21 protein-coding genes are annotated in these 22,510 nt (G+C 67.1%); 11 read left to right on the top strand and 10 right to left on the bottom strand.

The genetic code is table 11. The annotated features are described in order from the left end of the window. The first annotated feature begins 43 nt into the window (after window positions 1–43). Complete coding sequence (gene pbpC / locus ABIA73_RS12770; protein ID WP_025877026.1) at window positions 44–2,428, top strand: penicillin-binding protein 1C; 2,385 nt, start codon at window positions 44–46, stop codon at window positions 2,426–2,428. A 487-nt stretch (window positions 2,429–2,915) separates the two neighbouring features. Here pbpC and ABIA73_RS12765 read toward each other — a convergent pair whose 3' ends face one another. Together ABIA73_RS12765 and ABIA73_RS12760 are read right to left on the bottom strand one after the other, a co-directional pair. After that, window positions 2,916–3,497, bottom strand: a complete 582-nt coding sequence (locus ABIA73_RS12765) for a ferritin-like domain-containing protein (RefSeq protein WP_033831761.1) — start codon at window positions 3,495–3,497, stop codon at window positions 2,916–2,918. A 30-nt stretch (window positions 3,498–3,527) separates the two neighbouring features. Further along, window positions 3,528–4,010 (bottom strand): peroxiredoxin, encoded by a 483-nt coding sequence (locus tag ABIA73_RS12760; RefSeq protein WP_025877032.1) that lies wholly within the window; start codon window positions 4,008–4,010, stop codon window positions 3,528–3,530. Window positions 4,011–4,269: 259 nt separating this feature from the next. On the opposite strand from ABIA73_RS12760, the gene ABIA73_RS12755 reads away from it, so the two are divergent. Further along, window positions 4,270–5,160, top strand: a complete 891-nt coding sequence (locus ABIA73_RS12755; RefSeq protein WP_025877033.1) for a DnaJ C-terminal domain-containing protein — start codon at window positions 4,270–4,272, stop codon at window positions 5,158–5,160. 370 nt (window positions 5,161–5,530) lie between these two features. Here the strand turns inward: ABIA73_RS12755 and pilH are convergent, their stop codons facing one another. Both pilH and ABIA73_RS12745 read right to left on the bottom strand, forming a co-directional pair. Next, complete coding sequence (pilH, locus tag ABIA73_RS12750) at window positions 5,531–5,902, bottom strand: twitching motility response regulator PilH (protein ID WP_005410644.1); 372 nt, start codon at window positions 5,900–5,902, stop codon at window positions 5,531–5,533. Between the two features lie 88 nt (window positions 5,903–5,990). Beyond that, complete coding sequence (locus ABIA73_RS12745) at window positions 5,991–6,986, bottom strand: YhdH/YhfP family quinone oxidoreductase (protein ID WP_032976611.1); 996 nt, start codon at window positions 6,984–6,986, stop codon at window positions 5,991–5,993. Window positions 6,987–7,138: 152 nt separating this feature from the next. Between ABIA73_RS12745 and hflK the strand changes: the two genes are divergently transcribed. From hflK to ABIA73_RS12720, 5 genes are all read left to right on the top strand, one after another. Further along, window positions 7,139–8,275 carry an FtsH protease activity modulator HflK gene (gene hflK / locus ABIA73_RS12740; RefSeq protein ID WP_025877038.1) on the top strand — a complete coding sequence of 379 codons (1,137 nt, stop codon included), beginning with the start codon at window positions 7,139–7,141 and terminating at the stop codon, window positions 8,273–8,275. After that, a complete protein-coding gene (hflC, locus tag ABIA73_RS12735; RefSeq protein WP_025877040.1) occupies window positions 8,272–9,135 on the top strand; it encodes a protease modulator HflC in 864 nt (287 codons plus the stop codon). Before hflK ends, hflC begins: the two co-directional genes overlap by 4 nt. A gap of 67 nt (window positions 9,136–9,202) precedes the next feature. Continuing rightward, window positions 9,203–9,388 carry a DUF2065 domain-containing protein gene (locus ABIA73_RS12730; RefSeq protein WP_025877042.1) on the top strand — a complete coding sequence of 62 codons (186 nt, stop codon included), beginning with the start codon at window positions 9,203–9,205 and terminating at the stop codon, window positions 9,386–9,388. Window positions 9,389–9,682: 294 nt separating this feature from the next. After that, window positions 9,683–10,975, top strand: a complete 1,293-nt coding sequence (locus ABIA73_RS12725; protein ID WP_025877044.1) for an adenylosuccinate synthase — start codon at window positions 9,683–9,685, stop codon at window positions 10,973–10,975. Between the two features lie 144 nt (window positions 10,976–11,119). Beyond that, window positions 11,120–11,776, top strand: a complete 657-nt coding sequence (locus tag ABIA73_RS12720) for a hypothetical protein (protein ID WP_032951972.1) — start codon at window positions 11,120–11,122, stop codon at window positions 11,774–11,776. Window positions 11,777–11,806: 30 nt separating this feature from the next. Here ABIA73_RS12720 and ABIA73_RS12715 read toward each other — a convergent pair whose 3' ends face one another. Then, complete coding sequence (locus ABIA73_RS12715; RefSeq protein WP_059064810.1) at window positions 11,807–12,463, bottom strand: M23 family metallopeptidase; 657 nt, start codon at window positions 12,461–12,463, stop codon at window positions 11,807–11,809. Window positions 12,464–12,467: 4 nt separating this feature from the next. After that, window positions 12,468–13,433, bottom strand: a complete 966-nt coding sequence (locus tag ABIA73_RS12710) for a L,D-transpeptidase family protein (RefSeq protein ID WP_279208814.1) — start codon at window positions 13,431–13,433, stop codon at window positions 12,468–12,470. A 234-nt stretch (window positions 13,434–13,667) separates the two neighbouring features. Here ABIA73_RS12710 and ABIA73_RS12705 point away from each other — a divergent pair, with 234 nt between their 5' ends. Continuing rightward, window positions 13,668–15,794, top strand: coding sequence for a methyl-accepting chemotaxis protein (locus ABIA73_RS12705; RefSeq protein WP_279208813.1), 2,127 nt, complete (start codon window positions 13,668–13,670; stop codon window positions 15,792–15,794). Window positions 15,795–15,878: 84 nt separating this feature from the next. On the opposite strand, the gene ABIA73_RS12700 is transcribed toward ABIA73_RS12705, so the two are convergent. Together ABIA73_RS12700 and ABIA73_RS12695 are read right to left on the bottom strand one after the other, a co-directional pair. Beyond that, a complete protein-coding gene (locus ABIA73_RS12700; protein ID WP_032951973.1) occupies window positions 15,879–16,169 on the bottom strand; it encodes a hypothetical protein in 291 nt (96 codons plus the stop codon). Between the two features lie 14 nt (window positions 16,170–16,183). Further along, window positions 16,184–16,723 carry a hypothetical protein gene (locus ABIA73_RS12695; RefSeq protein WP_032976617.1) on the bottom strand — a complete coding sequence of 180 codons (540 nt, stop codon included), beginning with the start codon at window positions 16,721–16,723 and terminating at the stop codon, window positions 16,184–16,186. 151 nt (window positions 16,724–16,874) lie between these two features. Between ABIA73_RS12695 and ABIA73_RS12690 the strand changes: the two genes are divergently transcribed. After that, on the top strand, window positions 16,875–17,609 hold the full coding sequence (locus tag ABIA73_RS12690) for an alpha/beta fold hydrolase (RefSeq protein WP_256993980.1): 735 nt from the start codon (window positions 16,875–16,877) through the stop codon (window positions 17,607–17,609). Here ABIA73_RS12690 and ABIA73_RS12685 read toward each other — a convergent pair. Both ABIA73_RS12685 and ABIA73_RS12680 read right to left on the bottom strand, forming a co-directional pair. Then, window positions 17,606–18,082, bottom strand: a complete 477-nt coding sequence (locus tag ABIA73_RS12685; protein ID WP_279208812.1) for a hypothetical protein — start codon at window positions 18,080–18,082, stop codon at window positions 17,606–17,608. The genes ABIA73_RS12690 and ABIA73_RS12685 overlap by 4 nt on opposite strands. A 21-nt stretch (window positions 18,083–18,103) precedes the next feature. Then, on the bottom strand, window positions 18,104–20,200 hold the full coding sequence (locus ABIA73_RS12680) for a catalase (protein ID WP_354275879.1): 2,097 nt from the start codon (window positions 20,198–20,200) through the stop codon (window positions 18,104–18,106). 118 nt (window positions 20,201–20,318) lie between these two features. Here ABIA73_RS12680 and ABIA73_RS12675 point away from each other — a divergent pair, with 118 nt between their 5' ends. Together ABIA73_RS12675 and ABIA73_RS12670 are read left to right on the top strand one after the other, a co-directional pair. Next, window positions 20,319–21,041, top strand: coding sequence for an AraC family transcriptional regulator (locus ABIA73_RS12675; protein ID WP_025877061.1), 723 nt, complete (start codon window positions 20,319–20,321; stop codon window positions 21,039–21,041). Window positions 21,042–21,122: 81 nt separating this feature from the next. Next, entirely contained in the window at window positions 21,123–22,493 is a 1,371-nt protein-coding gene (locus tag ABIA73_RS12670) for an amino acid permease (RefSeq protein WP_032951979.1), read from the top strand. Window positions 22,494–22,510: the final 17 nt, after the last annotated feature.

Raw genomic sequence — 22,510 nt, 5'->3', positions numbered from 1 at the left:
GGACGGGCCGCGACGGCGCGGCCCGTCCCACTGGATGCCGTGGATGAAGGTGGGATCGCTGAAAACGCGGCTGCCGCGCCTGCGGCAGCGGCTGCAACCGCTGTGGCCGTGGCTGCGCTGGGGCACGGCGGCGTTGCTGGCGCTGCTGCTGGTACTGGATTTCGCCTTCCCGCCGCCGTTGCCCCGGCAACGCGACACCAGCACGCTGGTGGTCGCCGCTGACGGCAGCCCGATGCGGGCGTTCGCCGATGCCGAGGGCGTGTGGCGCTATCCGGCGTCGGTCGACAGCGTGTCGCCGCTGTACCTGCAGGCGCTGCTGACTTACGAGGATCGCTGGTTCTGGCAGCACCCGGGCATCAATCCGCTGGCGATCCTGCGTGCCGGTGGGCAGCTGCTGCGGGGTGGCCGCATCGTCTCCGGAGGCTCGACCCTGACCATGCAGGTGGCGCGCATTCTCGATCCGCATACGCGCACGCCCTGGGGCAAGCTGAAGCAGATGCTGCGTGCGGTGCAGCTTGAGGTGCACCTGTCCAAGCGCGAGATCCTCGCGTTGTATCTGGAGCGCGCGCCCTACGGTGGCACCATCGAAGGCGTGGAGGCGGCCAGCTGGGCCTACCTGGGTAAGCCGGCCGCGCAGCTTTCGCATGCCGAGGCCGCGTTGCTGGCGGTGCTGCCACAGGCACCCAGCCGTTTGCGCCCGGATCGTCATCCCGAAGCTGCGCAGAAGGCTCGCGACAAGGTACTGGCGCGCATGGCCGAGCTCGGCGCATGGACGCCGGAGGAAGTGGAAGATGCGCGCATCGAGAACGTGGTCGCACGCTCGCTGCGTCCACCGCTGCATGCGGCACTGCTGGCCCAGCGCCTGCACTCGGCGCATCCGGGGCAGGCGCGGATCCAGAGCAGCATCGACATCGGCCTGCAGCGCACCCTTGAAGAGCGCGTGGCCAGCTATTTCTCCACGCTGCCCGAGCGCACGTCAGCCGCACTGCTGGTGGTCGACAACCAGACCCTGCAGGCGCGTGCGTATGTCGGCACGCTGTCTTTCGGTGATCGGCAACGGCTGGGCCACGTGGACATGGTGCAGGCCTGGCGCTCGCCGGGCTCCACGCTGAAGCCGTTCCTGTATGCGATGGCACTCGATGATGGCCTGATCCATTCCGAGAGCCTGCTGGTGGATGCGCCGCAGAGCTTCGGCAGCTATCGGCCGGGCAACTTCGACATGGCCTTCAACGGCCCGGTCAGTGCTGCCAGTGCGCTGCGCCTGTCGCTGAACGTGCCGTCGGTCGACCTGCTGCAGCGGGTAGGTGCGGCACGCTTCGCCGCGCGCCTGTCGCACGCCGGCATCCAGCTGCGCTTCCCGCCGGGCAGTTCGCCCAATCTGTCGCTGATCCTCGGCGGCACCGGCGCGCGGCTGGAAGACCTGGTCGGTGCGTTCGCTGCGCTCAACCGCAACGGCATTGCCGGCCGCGTGCGCTACACCGATGACGAACCGATGATCGAGCGGCGGCTGGCTTCGCCCGGTGCCAGCTGGATCGTGCGCGAGATGCTGGAATCGAATCCGCGCCCGGGATACGGCGTTGGCACGTTCGACGTTGGCGGGCGGCCGCGCGTGGCCTGGAAGACCGGAACCAGCTATGGCTACCGCGATGCGTGGGCGATCGGCAGTACCCGCCACTACACCGTGGGCGTGTGGGTGGGGCGCCCCGATGGCACGCCGTTGCCGGGGCAGTATGGCGCGGTCACCGCCTTGCCGTTGATGTTCGAGGTGGTCGACAGCCTGCCGCGGCAACGCGGCGATGCGGCGGCCGCGCCGATGCCGGCCAGCGTGACCCAGGCAGACATCTGCTGGCCAACTGGAGAACTGGCCGAAGGGTTGCCAGCGGCACTCTGCCAGCGACGCCTGTCGGCCTATCTGCTGGACGGTGCGGCACCGCCGACGTTCCCCGAACGCGAGGCACGGCGATGGCAGCCTGGCCGCCAACGCTACCTGGCTGACGCGCGCACCGGACTGCGCGTATCGGCTGACTGCAGCGCGCCGCATGAGGAGGTCGCGCGGGAAATCGCGCGATGGCCAGCGCTGTTGTCACCCTGGCTGCCCAAGGCCACCCGCGATGCCTCACAGCTTCCCGCGCTGTCGCCGGACTGTCGCGATGATGGCCGCGAGGCCAGTGTGGCCCTGCATATCGATGGCCTCAACGAAGGCGCGACGCTGGCGCGTGCACCCAATGCCGAACACGGCGTACGCCTGCAGCTGCGCGCATTGGGCAGCGAACAGGCCGTGGACTGGCTGCTGGATGGTCGATGGATCGCGCAGACGCGCGGTGCGCAGCTGATGCAGCGCGAGTTCGCCGATCCGGGGGCGCATACGTTGACCGCGCTGGCTGCTGACGGCGCCTGGACGCAGGTACGGTTCAACGTGCTGCGGTAGCGCCGGGCCATGCCCGGCGGATGTCACGTGATCGGGCACCAACCCGCCGGGCATGGCCCGGCGCTACCGGTCCACCATGACCCGGTAGGTGCCAACCTTGGTTGGCACGCGCAGACGCCGCCCACCAAGGTGGGCGACTACCAGGGCGTTAGCGGGGCATGGCCCGGCGCTACCGATCCACCATGACCCGGTAGGTGCCAACCGTGGTTGGCACGCGCAGAAGCTGCCCACCAAGGTGGGCGACTACCAGGGCGTTCGCCGGGCATGGCCCGGCGCTACCGGTCCACCATGACCCGGTAGGTGCCAACCTTGGTTGGCACGCGCAGACGCCGCCCACCAAGGTGGGCATCTACCAGGGCGTTCGCTGGCATGGCCCGGCGCTACCGATCCGCCATGACCTGGTAGGTGCCCACCTTGGTTGGCACGCGCGGAAGCCGCCCACCAAGGTGGGCGACTACCAGGGCGTTCGCCCGGGCATGGCCTGGCGCTACTCCCCGATCCAGCCATCCAGCAGGTCGGCGAACTCATCGGCGTGCTCCTCCTCCTGCGCCAGGATCTCCTCCAGGATGCGCTTGGTGGTGGTATCGCTGTCGCCGATGAAGTTGATCATCTCGCGGTAGCTGTCGATGGCGATGCGCTCGGCCACCAGATTCTCGCGGACCATGTCGCGCAGGTCGCTGCCTTCCTTGTATTCGGCGTGCGAGCGTGCGGTCAGCGTATCCGGATTGAGGTCAGGCTCGCCGCCTAGCTGGACGATGCGTTCGGCCAGCTTGCCGGCGTGCGCCTGCTCCTGTTGTGCGTGCTCGAGGAACTCGCCCTTGACCGCATCGGCCAGCATGCCCTTGGCCATGAAGTAGTGCCGGTAGTAGCGCAGCACGCATACATATTCGGTGGCCAGCGCGTCGTTGAGCAGCTTGATCACCACCTTGCGGTCGGCGCTGTAGCTGTCGGTGATCGCTCCGTCTTCGATGTTCTTCCGTGCCCGCTCGCGCAGGGTCTGGCGATCGCTGATGCCAGCGACCTTGGCGGAAGGGGAGGTGTTGCTGGCTTTGGCTGGCTTGTTGGACATGGCTGGCCGGTTTCCTCTGCAGTCAGGGTTTCAGGTGGGCAGGTGATCCAGTACGTAGTCGGCTGACGACACCTCGAACTGGCCGGGCTCCTCGATCCAGGCCGCGCGCACCGTGCCGTCCACCACGTACAGGGCAAAGCGACGCGAACGCGTGCCCATGCCGGATGAACTTGCATCCAGTTCCAGGCCAAGTGCACGGGTCAGTTCGGCATTGCCGTCGGACAACATCAGCAGACCGTCGGGTACGTGCTGGTCGGTGGCCCAGGCTTTCATCACGAACGGGTCGTTGACCGCCACGCAGTAGACATCGATGCCGCGATGGCGGAACGCCTCGAACTTTTCCACGTACCCGGGCAGGTGGCGGGCCGAGCAGGTGGGGGTGAACGCACCGGGCACGGCGAACAGCACCACCTTGCGCCCGTCGAACAGGGCGTGGGTATCGAGGGTCTCGATGCCTTCGCGGATGCGCTTGAGGGTGACTTCCGGAATACGGTCGCCGACATGGATGGTCATGGGAACTCCTTGCTGGGTGAGGGTAGGGGCCAGGAGGGGACGGACGCGTCAAGACATTGGAAAACCCATGTATACACCCCATCTCCGTCGTCCAAGGCGGGCGGTCAGCCACAGCATGGGGCCGGGCGATGGCAGGCGCATTGCGCTGGATCAGTCGGCCTCACCGTTGCCGCACGACCGGCGGCGTAGCATCGCCGGCGCGTAGAATGAACCCGGGGCGGCGCCCACCGGCGCGGCCGAAGCGAATCGAGGTAGCTGGATGGAATTCAAGGATTATTACGCCACCCTGGGGGTGGAACCGAGCGCGGGCGAGGCGGAAATCAAGACCGCCTATCGCCGGCTGGCACGCAAGTACCACCCGGACGTCAGCAAGGAGGCCGGGGCCGAGGACAAGTTCAAGGCCATCAACGAGGCCTACGAGGCGTTGCGCGATCCCGAGAAGCGCGCGGCCTATGACCAGTTGCGTGCGCAGGGCTATCGTCCGGGCGAGGAATTCAACGTGCCGCCGAACTACGGCGGTGGCGGTTTCAATTTCGAGGAAGTGTTCGGCGGCGGTGGCCCCAACGGTGGTTTCAGCGACTTCTTCGAGAGCCTGTTCGCGCGCCAGCGCGGCGGCCAGGGCGCAGGCCCCGGCCCGGGCTTCAGCAGCCATGGCCATGCGCCCAACCGCGATACCCGGGCCAAGCTGTCGGTACCGCTGGAGGCGGCCTACAACGGCGACAGCCTGCGCATCACCGTCAACGGCAAGCAGCTGGACGTGCGCGTGCCCAAGGGCATCCGTCCCGGGCAGGTGATCCGCCTGGCCGGGCAGGGCAATCACGGCGGCAACCTGCTGCTGGAAGTGGAGTACGCCGCGCATCCGCAGTTCGAGGTCGACGGCCGCAACATCCTGTACACGCTGCCGGTCACCCCGTGGCAGGCGGCGTTGGGCACCAGCATCAGCGTGCCGACCCTGGGCGGCGCGGTGGAACTGAAGATTCCGGCCGATTCCGATGCCGGTCGCAAGCTGCGGCTGCGTGGGCGCGGCCTGCCGGGCAGCCCGGAGGGCGACCAGATCGTCGAGCTGGAGATTGTCGCCCCGGCGGCGACGGACGACGCGCAGAAGAAGGCCTATCGGAATCTGGCCAAGGCGTTTGGCGAAACGATCTGAAATCTGCTTCGGTGGGTGCGGACCACGGTCCGCATGCCTTGCGGTAGTGCCGGCCGCTGGCCGGCAGAGGCGTGCCAACCAAGGTTGGCATCTACCGGAGCGGCGTCAGCCTTGACCGGCACCTGTTGCGGTAGTGCCGGCCGCTGGCCGGCAGAGGCGTGCCAACCAAGGTTGGCACCTACCGGAGCGGTGGGTCAGCCTTGACCGACACGTCTTGCGGTAGTGCCGGCCGCTGGCCGGCAGAGGTGTGCCAACCAAGGTTGGCACCTACCGGAGCGGTGGGTCAGCCTTGACCCCCACGTCTTGCGGTAGTGCCGGCTGCTGGCCGGCAGAGGTGTGCCAACCAAGGTTGGTACCTACCAGAGCGGCGTCAGCCTTGACCGGCGAACACCCGCTCCAGCACTTCGGACAGTTCGTCTTCCGAGAACGGCTTGGTGATGTAGGCCTTGGCGCCCTGGCGCATGCCCCACATGCGGTCGGTGTCCTGGTCCTTGGTGGTCACCAGGATCACCGGAATATGCCGGGTCGCCTCATCGCGGGCGAGCGTGCGGGTCGCCTGGAAGCCATTGAGGTTGGGCATCACCACGTCCATCAGCACCAGGTCGGGCAGCTCGGCCTTGGCGGTCTCCACCCCGGCCGCACCATCGGTGGCGGTCAGGATCTGGTGCCCGAGCTTCTCGACGATGCGCTGTATCCCCAACAGCTGCGACGGTGAGTCGTCGACGATCAGAATGCGTGCCATGTTGTTCCCCATGTGATGCCGGAAGTGTAGTGCCGGCATCCTGTTGGCGGGAGGGCGACAGCTGCCGTCCGTCGCCTGCCTGCGACGTTCAGTCGATCCGCACCACCGTGCGGCCAAGCGAGCCGCCCGCCAGCATGCGATCGAACACCGCAGGCAGACCGTCCAGACCGACTTCGGCGGTGCAGATGCGGTCCAGGTGCTGCGGTTTCCACGCGTCACCCAAGCGTGCCCACACTTCTTCGCGCAGCGCGCGGGGGGCATTGGCGGACGAAACGCCGAGCAGCGAGACACCGCGCAGGATGAAGGGCATCACGGTCATGTCCAGCGTCGGGCTGGCGGCCAGTCCCGCACTGACCACGCTGCCGTAAGGCACGGTCTGGGCCAGCAGACTGGCCAGCATCGGCCCGCCGGCGTTGTCCAGGCCACCGCCGAAACGTGCCGACTGCAGCGGACCGGTGTCGGCAAGGGCGTCACGCGGCAGCACCTCGGCAGCACCGATACCGCGCAGGAAGTCGCTCTGTTCCGGTTTGCCGCTGATCGCGTGCACGGCATAGCCGGCGCGGCTGAAGATGTCCACGGCCAGAGCACCGACCCCACCGCTGGCGCCGGTAACCGCCAGTGGCCCAAGCTCGGGCGTCTGCCGGTTGTCCTGCAGGCGCAGCAGCGCCAGCGCGGCGGTGAAGCCGGCGGTGCCCAGTACCATCGCCTCGCGTGGGCTCAAGCCCGCCGGCTGGGCGATGACCGCGCTCGATTCCAGTCGCACATACTGGCTGTAGCCGCCATCACGGGTTTCGCTGAGGCCGCAGCCGGTGGCCAGTACCGCATCGCCCTCGCGCCAGGCCGGATCGGTGGAGGCGACCACCGTGCCGGCCACGTCGATCCCGCCCACCAGCGGGAAGCGGCGCAGGATGCGGCCTTTGCCGGTGCCGGCCAGGGCATCCTTGTAGTTGACCGAGGACCAGTGGGCGCGGATCAGCACCTGGCCGGGGTTGAGGTCGTCCAGACGCAGCGGGACCAGGCCGCTGCGGTAGCCGGCGTCGTCTTTTTCGATGCGGAAGGCGGTGAACGGGGTGGTGGGGGCCATCGGCGTTGCCTGACTTCGAGGAAAACGCCACCTTACCCGCTCCGGCCCCTTTCAATCCTGCCGGTCCGCCCCATCTTGTATGATCGGTAGTGGTTAACGGCTGGCGTTGCGGGAAGGGCCCGCGTCGCAGCCCACATCTTGATGGAGCGTGCATGGCCTGGAATACACCCGGCGGCAACAAGGGCGGACAAGGCCCCGAGGACAATCGACGCGGGCCGTTCGGGTCGCGCGGCGGTGGCAATGGTGGCGGCTGGGGCGGATTGCCCGGACCGCTGAAGGACCTGTTCGACGGCGGCATCCTGCGTTGGGTGGTGGCGGCAGTGGTCCTGCTGGTGCTGTTCTCCAGCTTCCAGCTGATCGGCGAACAGCAGCGTGGCGTGGTGCTGCGCTTCGGCCAGTTCTCGCGCGTCCTGACCCCAGGCCCGAACTTCAAGTTGCCCTGGCCGATCGAATCGGTCACCAAGGTCAACGCCACCGAGATCAAGACCTTCTCGATCCAGGTGCCGGTGCTGACCCGCGATGAGAACATCGTCAATGTCTCGTTGAACGTCCAGTACCGCATCGATGACCCGCAGCAGTACCTGTTCGGCACCGTTGATGCCAACCAGGTGCTGGAACAGTCGGCGCAGAGCGCGGTGCGCGAGGAAGTCGGTCGCGCCGACCTCAACGCCGTATTGAACAACCGTGGCCCGCTGGCCGTGGCCGCCGAAGAGCGCCTGCAGACATTGCTGCGTGCCTTCAAGACCGGTCTGACCGTGACCGGCCTGACCCTGCAGGACGCCCGTCCGCCGGAGGAGGTCAAGCCGGCCTTCGACGAGGTCAACGGTGCCCAGCAGGTCAAGGAGCGCCTGATCAACGAAGCCCAGGCCTATGCGGCCAAGGTCGTGCCTGAAGCGCGCGGCCAGGCCTCGCGTGCCCGTACCACCGCCGAGGGCTACAAGCAGGCCGTGGTGTCCAAGGCCGAGGGTGATGGTCAGCGCTTCAGCCTGCTGCAGGCCCAGTACAAGGACGCACCGGAAGTCACCCGCAAGCGCCTGTGGCTGGAAACGGTGCAGCAGGTGCTGAGCGAGAACCGCAAGGTCATTGGTGGCGATGGCCGCCAGCTGATCTACGTGCCGATGACCGGTGATACCCGTGCCAGCACCTCGGCACCGGCGCCGGTTCCGAACCCCGATGTGGTAATGCCGTCGCTGCCGGGTACCACTGCGGTGGAAGCTTCCCGTGATCCGGGCCGGCCGGTGGGCCGTCCGACCGGGCGTTCGAGCGGCCGTGAGGAGGGCAGCCGATGAGAAATTCAATCTGGATCGCCGTTGTCGTAGCGGTGCTGCTGGGCCTGCTCGGCTCGGTGTACGTGGTCCGTGAGGACCAGACCGCCATGGTCCTGAACCTGGGCAAGGTGGTGCGTTCGGACATCAAGCCGGGCCTGCACTTCAAGCTGCCGGTGGTGGAAACGGTGCGGGTGTTCGACCGCCGCTTCCAGGTGCTGGACACCGCGCCGGCCCGTTACTTCACGGCCGAGCAGAAGGACGTCAGCGTCGACTTCTTTGCCATCGGTTACATCTCCAACGTGGGTGATTACTTCCGTGCCACCGGTGGCGATCCGCGTATCGCCAACGCCCGCCTGGCACCGATCATCACCGACTCGCTGCGTAACCAGATCAACTCGCGCACCCTGCAGCAGCTGGTCTCCGGCGACCGCAGCGAGCTGATCGCCGAGCAGCTGAAGGGCATCAACGAAGCCGTTGCCGGGCTGGGCATGCAGATGATCGACCTGCGCATCAAGCAGGTGGACCTGCCCACCGACAGCCAGGTGATCAATGACGTGTACGAGCGCATGCGCGCCCAGCGCAAGCAGGAAGCCGCCAAGCTGCGCGCCGAAGGCGAGGAGCAGTCGCTGACCATCCGCGCCCAGGCCGACCGTGACAGCACCGTGCTGATCGCAGAAGCCGAACGCGATGCCCAGCGCCTGCGTGGTGAAGGCGATGCCGAGGCCGCGCGCATCTACGGCAAGGCCGGTTCGGCTGACCCGTCGTTCTACGCGTTCTATCGCAGCCTCGAGGCCTACCGCGGCTCGATGACCGACGGCAACGGCGTGATCGTGCTGGACAAGAACGACCCGTTCCTGCAGTACCTCAAGAACGATCGCTGAGTCCGCACGGTAGTACCTCACGGGGCCCGGCCATACGCCGGGCCTCGTGCTTTTCCGGAGTTCCCCCATGAAAGATCTGTTCGCCGCCGTCTGTCTGGTCGCGGTGCTGGAAGGCCTGTTGCTGTTCGTGGCCCCCGTGGCCTGGAAGCGCATGGCCGAACGCCTGCTGGACCTGCCCAGCCCGGCCCTGCGCAGCTTCGGTGGCCTGGTCCTGCTGGCCGGGTTGAGCCTGCTGTGGTGGGTACGGCATTAGAAGGGTAGTGCCGGCCGCTGGCCGGCAACCTGGGACTGCCGGCCAGCGGCCGGCACTACCGGGGCGGGGTGGCTGACCGGCTGGTGAAGCCGCCCGTCGGAAAGGTGGCACCGGACCCCGGAAACCCGGATAATGCACAAAAGCCGGACGGGCCTCCCCGTTCGGCTTTTTCCGTGTCTGGGCCTTCCATCGCCGGCCGCTCCCCGTTTGGAGCCGCCACCCAAGCGCTGGCCAGCCCCGCTGCGGTTTACCCGTCCGCGGCCCCGATGGCCGCAACAAATAGAGGAACCCGTCATGGGTCAGTCTGTCGTAGTGCTTGGTGCCCAGTGGGGCGATGAAGGCAAGGGCAAGATCGTCGATCTGCTCACTGAGGAAATCGGCGCCGTCGTGCGCTTCCAGGGCGGCCACAATGCCGGCCACACCCTGGTCATCAACGGCAAGAAGACCGTCCTGCACCTGATCCCGTCGGGCATCCTGCGTGACGATGCGCTGTGCCTGATCGGCAACGGCGTGGTGATCTCGCCGGCCGCGCTGCAGAAGGAAATCGCTGAGCTGGAAACCTCCGGCGTGGAAGTGCGTTCGCGCCTGAAGATCTCCCCGGCCGCGCCGCTGATCATGCCGTACCACATCGCCCTGGACCAGGCGCGCGAACGCGCTGCCGGCGGCAAGGCGATCGGCACCACCGGTCGTGGCATCGGCCCGGCCTACGAAGACAAGGTGGCGCGTCGCGGCATCCGCATCGCCGACCTGCATTATCCGAAGCAGCTGGAAGAACTCCTGCGCACCGCGCTGGATTACCACAACTTCGTGCTGACCAAGTACCTGAACACCGACGCGGTCGATTTCCAGAAGACCTTCGACGAGGCGCTGGCCTTCGGCGAGTACGTGCAGCCGATGAAGTCGGACGTTGCCGGCATCCTGCATGACCTGCGCAAGCAGGGTAAGCGCGTGCTGTTCGAAGGTGCGCAGGGCGCGCTGCTGGACATCGACCACGGTACCTACCCGTACGTCACCAGCTCCAACACCACCGTCGGTGGTGCGCTGGCCGGTGCCGGCGTCGGCGCCGATGCGATCGACTACGTGCTGGGCATTGCCAAGGCCTACGCGACCCGCGTTGGCGGCGGCCCGTTCCCGACCGAGCTGGACGATGAAATCGGCCAGGGCATCCGCGACCGCGGCGCCGAATACGGTGCCTCCACCGGCCGCCCGCGTCGCTGCGGCTGGATGGACATCGTCGCGCTGAAGCGCGCCGTGGCCATCAACGGCATCAGCGGCCTGTGCATCACCAAGCTGGACGTGCTGGACGGCATGGAAAAGCTGAAGGTCTGCATCGCCTACGAATACAACGGCAAGCGTACCGAGTACGCGCCGCTGGACGCGCAGGGCTGGGAAGAGTGCACCCCGGTGTACCTGGAGTTCCCGGGCTGGACCGAAAACACCCACGGCATCACCAACTGGGACGACCTGCCGCCTGCCGCACGCGCCTACCTGCGTTCGCTGGAAGAGCTGGCCGGCTGCCCGATCAGCATCGTCTCCACCGGCCCGGACCGCGACCACACCATGGTCCTGCAGGATCCGTTCGCCTGAGCGATGCGGCGATGCCAGACGCTGCCTGGCAACGCTGCCGCACCGGTAGCGCCGGGCCATGCCCGGCGTCGCTGAAAGAAGAAGCCCCGCGAAAGCGGGGCTTTTTCGTTAGTGTGTACGCAGTGCCAGCAGGGAAGCGGATCGATGACCGGCGATGTCAGCGCGAAAGGGACGCGGGTGCTGCGGATCACCCTCTGGGTGTTCTGGGGCCTGTGGGCAGTCGCCTGTGTGGTGTTGGCGGTGGGCGCCGTGGCCAACCACCTGGCGTCACGCACGCAGACCCTGCCGCTGGTGCTGAGCCCCGGTGCGAGCGCGGAGATCACGGTCTACCGCTTCATTGATGATCGTCTGCGGTTGCGGCTGCGTTACCCGCCCAACGCCGCCGACCCAGCCCTCGACCCCGACGTGCTGATGCGTGTCGACACCCCCAACGAGCATGCGGACTTCCGTGCGGGCGTGCGTTCTGGCCCAGCCGGAACGGATGTTGTGCGCAGGCTGGAAACCGTTGAAACGGCTGTTTTTACCGCCGCGTACTTCGGCTATGGCCGCGGTGATTCATTGCCCCGTGGCCGCTCCTGGCTGCGGGTGACCGTGCTGGAAGTGGAGCCGGCGCTGGCCGGCAGGCCGGCAACGATCGAAGTGCAGCCGCCGTTGGATCTTCTGAAACTGACCGACCTGGACTACCTCTGGTTGTGGCCGTTCTTCTTCTGGAAACTGGCAGCGCTGTTGCTGCTGGTTCCAGGCATCGCACTGGTGATCTTCACCATCGCGCTGCGCAGGCAGCGTCCACGCGCTGCCTAGCCGCCACGACCAGACCGCGCGGGTTGCGACTTAATCCCCTCCGTCCCCTTTTTTCAGCAATGGATAGGGATTGATCGACTCGCCCTTCCACCATTGCTTCTCCGGGCCCAGCACGTGCACTTCGAAATGCAGGTGCGGGGCTTCGGGGTTTGCGTTGCCGGTGCTGCCGACGTAGCCGATCACATCGCCGCGCTTGATGGTCTGCTTTTCGGCCAGGCCGTCGGCGTAGCGCTGCAGGTGCGCGTAGTAGTAGCACCTGCGGCCGCTGGGTTCGAACTGATAGATGGTCAGGCCGCCGCGTTCGCTGTCGAACAGCTTCTCGACATGGCCATCGGCCACCGCCAGCACCGGTGTGCCGGCAGCAGCCATGATGTCGATCGCATCGTGCACGCGGCCTTCGCTGCGTGCGTCGGTGAAGGTGTCCTGCAGTTGCGAGGGCGTGATGCCCTGTACCGGCAGCAGCAGGCCGGAGGGTGTTTCGCCCGTTGCTGCTGGGGCGGGCGCAGCGATTGCCGTTGTCGCCTGCTCCACGGGTACGGCACGGGCGCTGTCGGCTGCAGCGGAGGTCTGCGCCACTGCAAGGGGGCGGCCACCCGTGTCATCGGGCGGCTCGCCATCACGCTGCAACCACCATCCGGCTGCCACGCCCATCACCAGCCCCAGTACGATCAGTTGCGCTAGTCGCATCGGCTCACTCCTGCATGACGACCGGTACCGACGTATCCACGGCTGCAGCCACGCGCAGCGCATCCCAGTTGGTCATGCGCACGCAGCCGTGCGATTCGGTCTTGCCGACATGGCCGGGCACCGGCGTACCGTGCAGGCCGTAATGGGGTTTGGACAGGTCGATCCAGACCCGGCCGACCGGATTGTTCGGGCCGGGCGGAATCGTGGCCTTGCGATCGCCCTTCCTGGCATCCCAGAACAGCTTCGGGTTGTAGTGGAATGGCGGGTCCGGGTAGACGCCGAGGATCTTCCACTCCCCGATCGGCAGCGGGTCGTGCTCGCTGCCCGACGATACCGGTACCTGCGCGATCACCTTGCCCTGCGCGTCCAGCAGCTGCAGGGTGGAGTCGGATTTGTCGACCACCAGCTTGGTGGCCTTGGGCAATGCAGCGGGCGCAATGTTGGGCACCTGGATGCGGCTGCCGGCTTTGCTCAGATCCACACCGGGATTGAGCGCCTTCAGCAGCTCCGGTGCGGCATGGAAGCGCTCGCCCAGCGATTCCTCCACGCTGCTGAAGCCCAGTGCCTTCAGCTTGGCCTGGTCGGCGGGCTTTTTGGGAACCGCAACGAACGGACCGGCCACGTCCTCTGCGGTCAGCGTGTAGCTGGCAAGGGGGCCGACCGAGTCGGCCTGCAGGGCCTTCCAGGTGGCGTCGTCCAGTTCGCCGCTGACCGTCAGCCCGTGCGCTGCCTGGAAGCCGGACACCGCGCGGCGTTGATTGCTGCCCACTTCGCCATCGATTTCGCCCGGAGAGAAATTGGCGCGGTCCAGAAGTACCTGAGCGTGCAGGGGCGAGTGCGCCGCCGTATCAGGGCCGGCCTTTTCGGCGATGGGTGCTGGCAGGCCGGCGGGCGGGGGCGTCTGCGCAAAGGCGGGCGACATCAGCAGCGACAGGGCGAGCAGAGCGGGGCGGCATACGGGCATGGGCATCTCCAAGCAGAACACGCCTCCACCCTGCCCGTAGACGCTGCGCAGCCGCCGTGAAAGAAAACTGATGCCAGCATGAGCAGTGGGGCCGGGCCGCCGGGCCATCCTCCCGCGGCAGAAGCGGGAGGCCGGGTCTCACCAAGGTGAACGGCTTCCGACGCAGTCGAGCGGGAGGCGATCAAGATTCCCGGCTGGCGGGCCGATATGGGCGCATCCCCCCCGTTTTGGATTCACCCCATGAACTACTTGAGGAACGTCAGGGTCGCCTGGCGTCTTGGGCTTGGCTTTGGCCTGTTGTTGCTGCTGGTTGCCGCCGTGGTCGCTACCGGTGCCACCGCCACCATGGTGCAGAAGCGCGCGATGGAGCAGGTGGTCGAGGTTGGCGTAGCCAAGGTGCGGCTGCTGTCGGAGATGCTTGATGCCAACAACCAGATGATGGTCGTGCGCCGCGAGATGCTGATCCGCCAGGGCGAAGACCGTGCCAACGACGAGCAGCGCATCGCCGCTCTGGTCAAGCGCTACGAGGCCAGTTGGACGGCCTACCAGGCCCTGCCCGGCGATGCCGAAGGCAAGTTGATCGGCGAGACCATCGCCGCCAAGCGCGCGCTCGCCCGTCCGCTCAACAAGCAGACCAGCGAACTGATGGAACAGGGCGATTTCCCCGGCGCCGTGGCGCTGACCCTGGGCCCGGTGCAGGAAGCGGCCAATGGCTGGAACAAGGCGCTGGCCGATGGCGTGGCCTATGAAGAAAAGGAAAGCCGCGAGGCCGCTGCCGAGGCGATCCGCCTGGGCGAGCGCAGCCTGCTGCAGCTGCTGGTGCTGGGTGGCGTGGCGCTGCTGGCAGGCATCGCCGCATCGGTGCTGATCGGTCGCAGCATGACCGGCCCGCTGGCGCGTGCAGTGCAGCTGGCCGAGCGCCTGTCCAAGGGTGAACTGGACCAGGAATTCCGCCTGGGTGGCCGTGACGAGCTGACCCAGCTCGGCGAGGCCATGGCCAGCGTGCGCCAGAGCGTGCAGGCCGCCATCGGCGCGCAGCTGCAGATGGCCGAGCAGCATGAAGCCGGCGCGATCCGTTACCGGATGGACGCCAGTGCGTTCCCCGGCGACTTCGGTCGCATGGTGCAGGCCACCAATCACCTGGTCGAATCGCACGTGCAGGTGCAGCTGCTGATGGCCGAGGTGATGCAGCGCTATGCCATCGGCGACCTCAGCCGCGATCTGCCCGAGTACCCGGGTGAGAAGGGCACGCTGACCCGTACCCTGGCGGCGGTGAAGCAGAGCCTGATGGCGATCAACGCGCAGATCGATGAACTGGCCCGTGCCGCGCGCGCTGGCGATTTCAGCGTGCGTGGCGACGCTGCGGCATTCCAGTACCAGTTCCAGGCGATGGTGAACCACCTCAACGGCATGATGGCCAGTTCGCAGGCCAGCATCGCCGATGTCTCCGACGTGCTGCGGGCCATCTCGCATGGCAACCTCACCGCGCGCATGGAGGGCGAGTACGAGGGCGTGTTCGCGCGCATGCGTGACGATGCCAATGCCACCACCACGCAGCTGACCGGTATCGTGCGTGGTATCCAGGTGGCCGCCGACAGCATCAACAACGCGGCACAGGAACTGGCGGCCGGCAACAACGATCTGTCGCGCCGTACCGAACAACAGGCCGCGAATCTGGAAGAGGCTGCCGCCTCGATGGAAGAGCTGACCTCGACCGTGCGCCAGAACGCCGAGCTGGCACGCCAGGCCGACAGCGAAGCGCATGCGGCCGGCGTTGCCGTGCGCGAGACCGAGCAGGCCATGGCGCAGATGGCCACGGTGATGGGCGAGATCGACCAGTCTTCGGCGCGCATTTCGGAAATCTCCACGGTGATCGATGGCATCGCCTTCCAGACCAACATCCTGGCGCTGAACGCTGCAGTGGAAGCGGCGCGTGCCGGCGAACAGGGCCGCGGCTTTGCGGTGGTGGCCAGCGAAGTGCGTACGCTGGCACAGCGTGCCGGTGTCGCTGCCAAGGAGATCAAGGAGTTGATCGAGGACGCCGCTGCCAAGGTGCAGAGTGGTCTGGCCGTGACCGTGGAATCGGAAGCCGCCATTGCCCGCGTGGCCCAGGCGAGCTCGCGTACCACCCAGCTGATGAGCGATATCGCCGCCGCCAGCAAGGAACAGGCGGCCGGCATCGAGCAGGTCAACCAGGTGGTGGTGCAGATGGACCAGGTGACCCAGCAGAACGCTGCGCTGGTGGAAGAGGCGACCGCTGCCAGCCGCGCGCTGGAAGAGCAGGCGCATGCGCTGACCACGTCGGTGTCGGTGTTCCAGCTGGAGCAGGGGGCACGCATGCCCAGCCTGCCTGCACGCGCGGCGTAAGCCAACGACAGCGCGATGTTGGATGGCGCCCTGCATGCGATGACCCGCATGCAGGGCGTCGATGCACGCAACGGTTGAGGGCCGCTAGCGCCCGCGTGCCGAGCGTTCGATCAACCAACCGGCCGCGTACAGCAACAGCAGGGTTGGCGGAACCAGCACCGCATACGCGGTCGACCAGGGCTTGCCGTACAACAGGCTGCCTGCGCCGATGGCATCAAGCGCGGCGGACTGCAGGGTGATGGGGAGTGCCATCAGGATGTAGGTACCCTTCGGGTCGGCGTCTGTCTGCGCGCCGTGGACCAGCCACGCGGTCAACAGCAGGTAGACCACGCACAGCGCAAGGCCTGTCCAGCTCAGCAGTCGTCGCATCTTCATCTGCAGGCCTCCTGTCAACGGACGTCGAAGCGGGCCTGCAGGGGCAGGCTTACATTCCGCAACAGATCCCTGACCACCACCTGCGCGGTCCACGTGCCCTTCGGGTCACCTGCCTCGGCGACGAACTTCAGCTGCACACTGGTCATGTACAGCAGGGTTGGCGGGCCGGGCAGGGCGGCAGTGAAGCAGGGAACATCGCGTTCGTCGACACTGGTACTGCCGTCCGGGCGAAGCATGCGCAGATCGCAGTGCACCTTGGGTACGCGGTTCTCATCCAGTTGCGGGTTGGACAGGAATGTCAGCAGGAACAATTCTCCGCCCAGGTGGACTTCGCTGGCCTCGGTAAAGCTGGGAGTGCTCTCCGGTGGAGTTTCCCACTTGGCCCGCCAGTCGGCGTCGGAGGTGACCAGCAGGGATGCCGCAAAGCCATCGCTGGATTTCATGGCATCGGTCTGCGGCACCGCCTTGCCGTCGCCATTTATCCAGCCATCGCTGGCAAAGGTGGTCAGTGGCAGCATCAGGGCCATCATGGCCAGTGCGTAGGTCCCTCGCATCAACGCTCTCCTTGGTAGCCGCATCCTGCGGCAGAGCCGGCAGTATCGCGCAACCTTGGCCGGCACAGCAGAGGGAGAGCCAGGAAGAGGTTCCTTCGCCTGCCGATCCGGGCGATGCTTGCCAGCAAAGGAGCTGGCATGGGAACGGGACGTGAGGAAAAAACAGGGCTGTGATGCCGCGTCGGCCGCGCCGCTGCACGTACTGATGCTGCCAGGCCTGGATGGCACCGGCAGCATGTCGACCCCGTTGCTGTCCGCACTGCAGGCTCATGGGCTGACGACGCAGGCGATCGCGCTGCCTGCGCAGGGCGGGCAGGATTACGCCACGCTTGCCAGATGGCTGTGGCCGCAGCTGCCCCGCCACCCCTTCATCCTGCTTGCCGAGTCCTTCTCGGGGCCGTTGGCAGTCGAGCTGGCCGCGCGCCAGCCCGCAGCGCTGCGCGGACTGGTGCTGGCCGCGACCTTTGCGCGCCGGCCCGTGCCATTGCCGGCAGCCGGCGCGGCACTGCTGTCACCGGCCTGGCCGGTGCCTCCCGTGGCGTTGCTGGCGCGCCTGCTGCTGGGGCGCTGGCGCACCGGTGAACACATGTCGATGCTGCGCGCTGCGTTGGCTCAGATTCCAGCGACCACGTTGCGGCAACGCGCCGCAGCGACCCTGCGGGTGGACGTACGCGCATTGCTGCCGCAGATCGGGGTGCCGACGCTGTGCCTGCAGGCGGGTCATGACCGGCTGCTGTGGCCACCGAGCGTAGCCGAGCTGCAGACCCTGCTGCCGGACGCGCGGCACGTGACCCTGGAAGGGCCGCATCTGCTGCTGCAGGCCCGTGCCGAACCGGCCGCCGCGGTGGTGGCCGGTTGGGTGAGGGCGCTGCCCGCCACCGGCTAACTGCTGGCGCGGGTGCGTGCGGCCTTCTTCGCCGCGGTCTTGCGTACCGCCTTTTTTGCTGCACGGGTCTTTGCGGCCTTCTTCGCAGCGGTGCTGCGTGAGGCGCTCTTCTGCGTTGCCTTCCCGGCGGCCGCCTTCTTTGCAGGGACCTTCGCAGGCGCCTTCTTCACCACCTTCTTTGCAGCAGTCTTCCTGGTGGCGGCCTTCTTCGCAGGCGTCTTCTTCGCAGCGGCCTTCTTCGCCGGCGCCTTGCTTGCGGAAGCCTTCTTCGCCGTTGTCTTTCTGGCCACCTTCTTCGTTGCCTTGCGCGCGCTGCCGCTGCGCTTGCCACCACCATCCTGCTTGTTCACGGTGGCCCAGGCGATGCGCTCGGCGGTGCCTTCACTGGCACCGCGTTCGCGCTCACTCTCTTCGATATGCTCGGCCTGGCGCTTCTGCTTGTCGGTATAGGCGGATTTGTCACCACGGGGCATGGGGATTCTCCTGTCGGATGGTCAGGCCAGCAGGCGCAGCTTCGGCTCGCGTGCCCACTGGCGGGTGGCGGCAGCGGCGAGGAAGGCCTTGCTGTCTTCGGCCTCCACGGTGCCGGCATCGTTGCCGACGCGCGCTGCCTTCAACAGGGCCTGTGCGCCTTCGTCACTGGCGATGGCTTTCAGGTGCGCCCAGGCATCGCTGACAAAGCCCACGGCTGCCGCTTCCTTGGCCAAGGCCTTGCCGGCGTCGGCACTCAGCACGACCGCCACTGCGTCGAACACCACCGACGGGGTACCGGCCAGCTGTCCATCGGCGGCCTGCATTTTGCCGTCGCTGAGCGTGGCACCGCCAATTTTCGGCGCGACCAGCTTGACGCTGGCGCCGGCCTTTTCGGCGGACTTGCGCAGATTGGCGATCACCCGTGCATCGGAGCCCTCGTCGAACAGGATGCCGATGCAGCGCCCCTGCAGCAGGGGCTTGTTGCGGCCGATCACGCGGACCTCGGGTGCGGCGGGCAGGTCCTGTGCAGGGGTTGCCGTCGGTGCCGGGGCGGGCAGCGTGCCCAGTGCCAGCCCGTCGGCCACGCGCTTGGCCAGGCCTTCGTCGATGTTGCGCAGATGGCTGACGGTGCGCACGCGCACCTTCTCGGTTTCCACCTTCGACAGCTCGAACACCAGCGCCGAGGCCAGGTGCGCCTGTTCCGGTTTTTCCAGGCTGCGGAAGAACATCCGCGCCTGGCTGTAGTGGTCGGCAAAGCTCTCCGCGCGGGTGCGGCCCTTGCGCCCATCATCGGCGCTGGCGTGGCTGCGGAAACCGGCGGGCGTCTCGCGCGGGCTGTCTTCCTGCAGCGAACTGGGGTCGTAGGCCACGCGCCCCTTCGGCACCTGCATCTGCATGTGGCCATCGCGCTGATGGTTGGCGAACGGGCACTTCGGTGCGTTGATCGGAATCTGGTTGAAGTTCGGTCCGCCCAGGCGGATCAGCTGGGTATCCAGATAGGAGAACAGCCGCCCCTGCAGCAGCGGGTCGTTGCTGAAATCGATGCCCGGCGGCACGTTGGCCGGGCAGAAGGCGACCTGCTCGGTTTCGGCGAAGAAATTGTCCGGCCAGCGGTCCAGCACCATGCGTCCGATCACCTGCAGCGGCACCAGCGACTCGGGGATGATCTTGGTCGGGTCCAGGTGGTCGAACGGGAAGCCATCGGCCTGTTCTTCGGTGAACAGCTGCACGGCCAGCTCCCACTCTGGGAAATCGCCGCGCTGGATCGCCTCGAATAGGTCGCGGCGGTGGAAATCGTTGTCGGCGGCCTGCAGCTTCAGCGCCTCGTCCCAGACGGTGGACTGCAGCCCCAGCTTCGGCCGCCAGTGGAACTTGACGAAGGTGGAGTTCCCTTCCTCATCCAGCAGGCGGAAGCTGTGGATGCCGAAGCCTTCGATGGTGCGCAGCGAGCGCGGAATCGTGCGATCGCTCATCGCCCACATGATCATGTGCATCGATTCGGGCATCAGCGAGACGAAATCCCAGAACGTGTCGTGTGCGCTGGCCGCCTGCGGGAAGGCGCGGTCTGGTTCCATCTTCACCGCATGGATCAGGTCGGGGAACTTGATCGCGTCCTGGATGAAGAACACCGGAATGTTGTTGCCGACCAGGTCCCAGTTGCCTTCCCTGGTGTAGAACTTCACCGCGAAGCCGCGCACGTCGCGCGGGGTGTCGACCGAGCCGGCGCCGCCGGCAACCGTGGAGAAGCGGGTAAACACCGGCGTCTTAACCCCGACCTCGGTGAGGATCTTCGCCCGGGTCACCTTGCCCAGCGAGCGGGTCAGTTCGAAGAAGCCGTGGGCGGCCGAACCGCGCGCGTGGACGATGCGCTCGGGAATACGCTCGTGGTCGAAGTGGGTGATCTTCTCGCGCAGCAGGAAGTCTTCCAGCAGGGTGGGTCCACGCGGTCCCTGGCGCAGGGAGTTCTGGTTGTCTGCAACCGGAATGCCCTGGTTGCTGGTCAGTACCAGATGGGCGCCTCCTGCGAGCTGATGCAGTTCATCGCCCTGGCCGCGGCTGTCACGGTCGGCGGAGGTGGTGGCGGGAGCGCGCTTGCCGGTCGGCTTGCTGGCGGCCATGGAGGATCTCCTGGAGCGGGTAGGGGGCAGACTCCAGACAGTGGCGCCGCCGGCGTTAATGCACGGTCCCGTAGGAGTGAACGCGCAGACAAATCGGCGGCTCGGGTATGCTTGCCGCATGCGAGTCGAACCCGCCGACATCGAAGCCCTGTTCGACGCCATTCCGGACGTGCTGTTCTTCATGAAGGACCGCCAGGGCCGCTACACCTACGTCAACCAGACCATGCTGCGACGGCTGGGCCTGCGTGCGCGCAAGGACGTGATCGGACGCACCGCGGCCGAGATCTACCCCACCGGCCTGAGTGCGGACTATGTCGACCAGGACGCACGCGTGCTGTCCGGCGAGGTGATCGAGAACCTGATGGAGCTGCACCTGTTCGCCAACCGCGAACCGGGCTGGTGCCTGACCTGCAAACGCCCGCTGCTGGTGGACGGGCAGGTCGAGGGGCTGATCGGCATTTCCCGCGACCTCGGCCAGAAGGACAGCCTGGGGACCCAGTACGAGCAGCTCCGTCTGGCCTTGGCCCACCTCAATACGCACTACGCCGAGAACGTGCGGATGCAGACGCTGCTGGACATCACCGGGTTCTCGTTGTCCAAGCTGGAGCGCAGCTTCCGCAAGGTGTTCCAGATGACGCCGCAGCAGGTGCTGACCCGGCTGCGGATCCAGATGGCCATGCACCTGCTGCATGGCAACGAGAGCATTGCCTGCATCGGCCAGGCCTGCGGTTTCAGCGACCAGAGCGCGTTCACCCGCAAGTTCAAGGCTGAAACCGGTTTCTCCCCGCGCGCCTACCGCGCCCGTATCGGCGGCAATGTCGGCGAGCCGGTACCGGCCTGAGTTTCCTGCTGCGCTGTGCCTATCCCCGCGGCGGCTGGACACGGTAAGGTGTCGCCCTTGTAGCCGCCGCCAGCCCTGCCGATGCCCGCCACCCCCGATACGACCGCTTCGCCCTCCCGCCTCGGCCATTCGCTCAAGCCACGCCAGCTGATCATGATGGGGCTGGGCAGCGCCATCGGCGCCGGCCTGTTCCTCGGCTCCGGCGTGGGCGTGCAGGCGGCCGGCCCGGCGGTGCTGGTGTCCTACCTGGTGGCCGGTGCGCTGGTGATCATCGTGATGAACGCGCTGGGTGAAATGGCCGCGGCCAAGCCGACCAGCGGTGCGTTCTCGGTGTATGCGGCCGATGCCATGGGCGCCACCGCCGGTGCCACCGTGGGCTGGCTGTGGTGGGTGCAGCTGGTCATCGTGATTGCCGCCGAGGCAGTGGGTGCGGCCGGGTTGCTGGCCACGGTCTGGCCGGTGGTGCCGGTACCGATGGCGGCATTGGCCTTCATGCTGTTCTTCACCGCGATCAACCTGCTCGGGGTGAAGAACTTCGGCGAGTTCGAATTCTGGTTCGCCATCCTCAAGGTGGCGGCGATCCTGGCCTTCATTGCCGTGGGCGTGGCGCTGCTGATGGGCTGGCTGCCGCAGGTGGCCTCGCCGGGCCTGAGCAACTTCACCGAGCACGGTGGCTTCGCACCGAAGGGCTTGGCCGGCATCGGCGCGGCGCTGCTGGTGGTGGTGTTCGCCTTCGGTGGCACCGAAATCGTGGCCGTCGCTGCGGCGGAGACCGAAGACCCCGAGCGCAGCATCGCCCGTGCCATCCGCACCGTGGCCTGGCGCATCCTGGTGTTCTACATCGGTTCGCTGAGCGTGATCATCGCCGTGGTGCCGTGGACCAGCGAAGCGCTGAAGTCGCCGTTTGCCGCGGTTCTCGATGTCGCCAATATTCCGGGCGCGGCCACCGCCATCACCCTGATCGCGGTGATCGCCCTGCTGTCAGCGCTCAATGCCAACCTCTACGGCGCCTCGCGCATGATGTATTCGCTGGCGCAACGCCGCGAAGCACCGGCCGTGCTGGGCTGGACCGATCCGCGCCAGGTGCCGGTGATCGCGGTGCTGGCCAGCGTCCTGTTCGGCTTTGCTGCCACCATCATGGAACTGCTGTTCCCGGACAAGGTGTTGCCGGTGCTGCTGAACATCGTCGGCTCCACCTGCCTGCTGGTGTGGACGTTGTCGCTGGTCTCGCAGCTGGTGCTGCGCCGTCGCGCCGACCGCCTGGGCACGCGCCTGCCGTTCCGCATGGCAGGCTTCCCGTGGCTGACCGTCTGTGCGCTGGCGATCCTGGCGCTGATCTTCGGCCTGCTGCTGAGTGAAGCGCATACGCGCCTGCAGTTCCTGTCGATGGTGGCGCTGACGGCGACCATCGCGGCCAGCAGCGCCATCGCCCGGCGCATGCGCGAGGCGTGATGGGGCCGCCGGGCATG

This window comes from Stenotrophomonas sp. 2694 (assembly GCF_040548715.1).
Classification (GTDB): domain Bacteria; phylum Pseudomonadota; class Gammaproteobacteria; order Xanthomonadales; family Xanthomonadaceae; genus Stenotrophomonas; species Stenotrophomonas indicatrix.
The sequence above is the reverse complement of the archived record's forward strand: the minus strand, read 5'-3'. Positions and strand labels throughout refer to the sequence as shown.

Coding starts and splice junctions, on each gene's coding strand:
- pbpC (WP_025877026.1), top strand. CDS start 44: ATGAAGGTGGGATCGCTGAAAACGCGGCTGCCGCGCCTGCGGCAGCGG.
- ABIA73_RS12765 (WP_033831761.1), bottom strand. CDS start 3,497: ATGTCCAACAAGCCAGCCAAAGCCAGCAACACCTCCCCTTCCGCCAAG.
- ABIA73_RS12760 (WP_025877032.1), bottom strand. CDS start 4,010: ATGACCATCCATGTCGGCGACCGTATTCCGGAAGTCACCCTCAAGCGC.
- ABIA73_RS12755 (WP_025877033.1), top strand. CDS start 4,270: ATGGAATTCAAGGATTATTACGCCACCCTGGGGGTGGAACCGAGCGCG.
- pilH (WP_005410644.1), bottom strand. CDS start 5,902: ATGGCACGCATTCTGATCGTCGACGACTCACCGTCGCAGCTGTTGGGG.
- ABIA73_RS12745 (WP_032976611.1), bottom strand. CDS start 6,986: ATGGCCCCCACCACCCCGTTCACCGCCTTCCGCATCGAAAAAGACGAC.
- hflK (WP_025877038.1), top strand. CDS start 7,139: ATGGCCTGGAATACACCCGGCGGCAACAAGGGCGGACAAGGCCCCGAG.
- hflC (WP_025877040.1), top strand. CDS start 8,272: ATGAGAAATTCAATCTGGATCGCCGTTGTCGTAGCGGTGCTGCTGGGC.
- ABIA73_RS12730 (WP_025877042.1), top strand. CDS start 9,203: ATGAAAGATCTGTTCGCCGCCGTCTGTCTGGTCGCGGTGCTGGAAGGC.
- ABIA73_RS12725 (WP_025877044.1), top strand. CDS start 9,683: ATGGGTCAGTCTGTCGTAGTGCTTGGTGCCCAGTGGGGCGATGAAGGC.
- ABIA73_RS12720 (WP_032951972.1), top strand. CDS start 11,120: ATGACCGGCGATGTCAGCGCGAAAGGGACGCGGGTGCTGCGGATCACC.
- ABIA73_RS12715 (WP_059064810.1), bottom strand. CDS start 12,463: ATGCGACTAGCGCAACTGATCGTACTGGGGCTGGTGATGGGCGTGGCA.
- ABIA73_RS12710 (WP_279208814.1), bottom strand. CDS start 13,433: ATGCCCATGCCCGTATGCCGCCCCGCTCTGCTCGCCCTGTCGCTGCTG.
- ABIA73_RS12705 (WP_279208813.1), top strand. CDS start 13,668: ATGAACTACTTGAGGAACGTCAGGGTCGCCTGGCGTCTTGGGCTTGGC.
- ABIA73_RS12700 (WP_032951973.1), bottom strand. CDS start 16,169: ATGAAGATGCGACGACTGCTGAGCTGGACAGGCCTTGCGCTGTGCGTG.
- ABIA73_RS12695 (WP_032976617.1), bottom strand. CDS start 16,723: ATGCGAGGGACCTACGCACTGGCCATGATGGCCCTGATGCTGCCACTG.
- ABIA73_RS12685 (WP_279208812.1), bottom strand. CDS start 18,082: ATGCCCCGTGGTGACAAATCCGCCTATACCGACAAGCAGAAGCGCCAG.
- ABIA73_RS12680 (WP_354275879.1), bottom strand. CDS start 20,200: ATGGCCGCCAGCAAGCCGACCGGCAAGCGCGCTCCCGCCACCACCTCC.
- ABIA73_RS12675 (WP_025877061.1), top strand. CDS start 20,319: ATGCGAGTCGAACCCGCCGACATCGAAGCCCTGTTCGACGCCATTCCG.
- ABIA73_RS12670 (WP_032951979.1), top strand. CDS start 21,123: ATGCCCGCCACCCCCGATACGACCGCTTCGCCCTCCCGCCTCGGCCAT.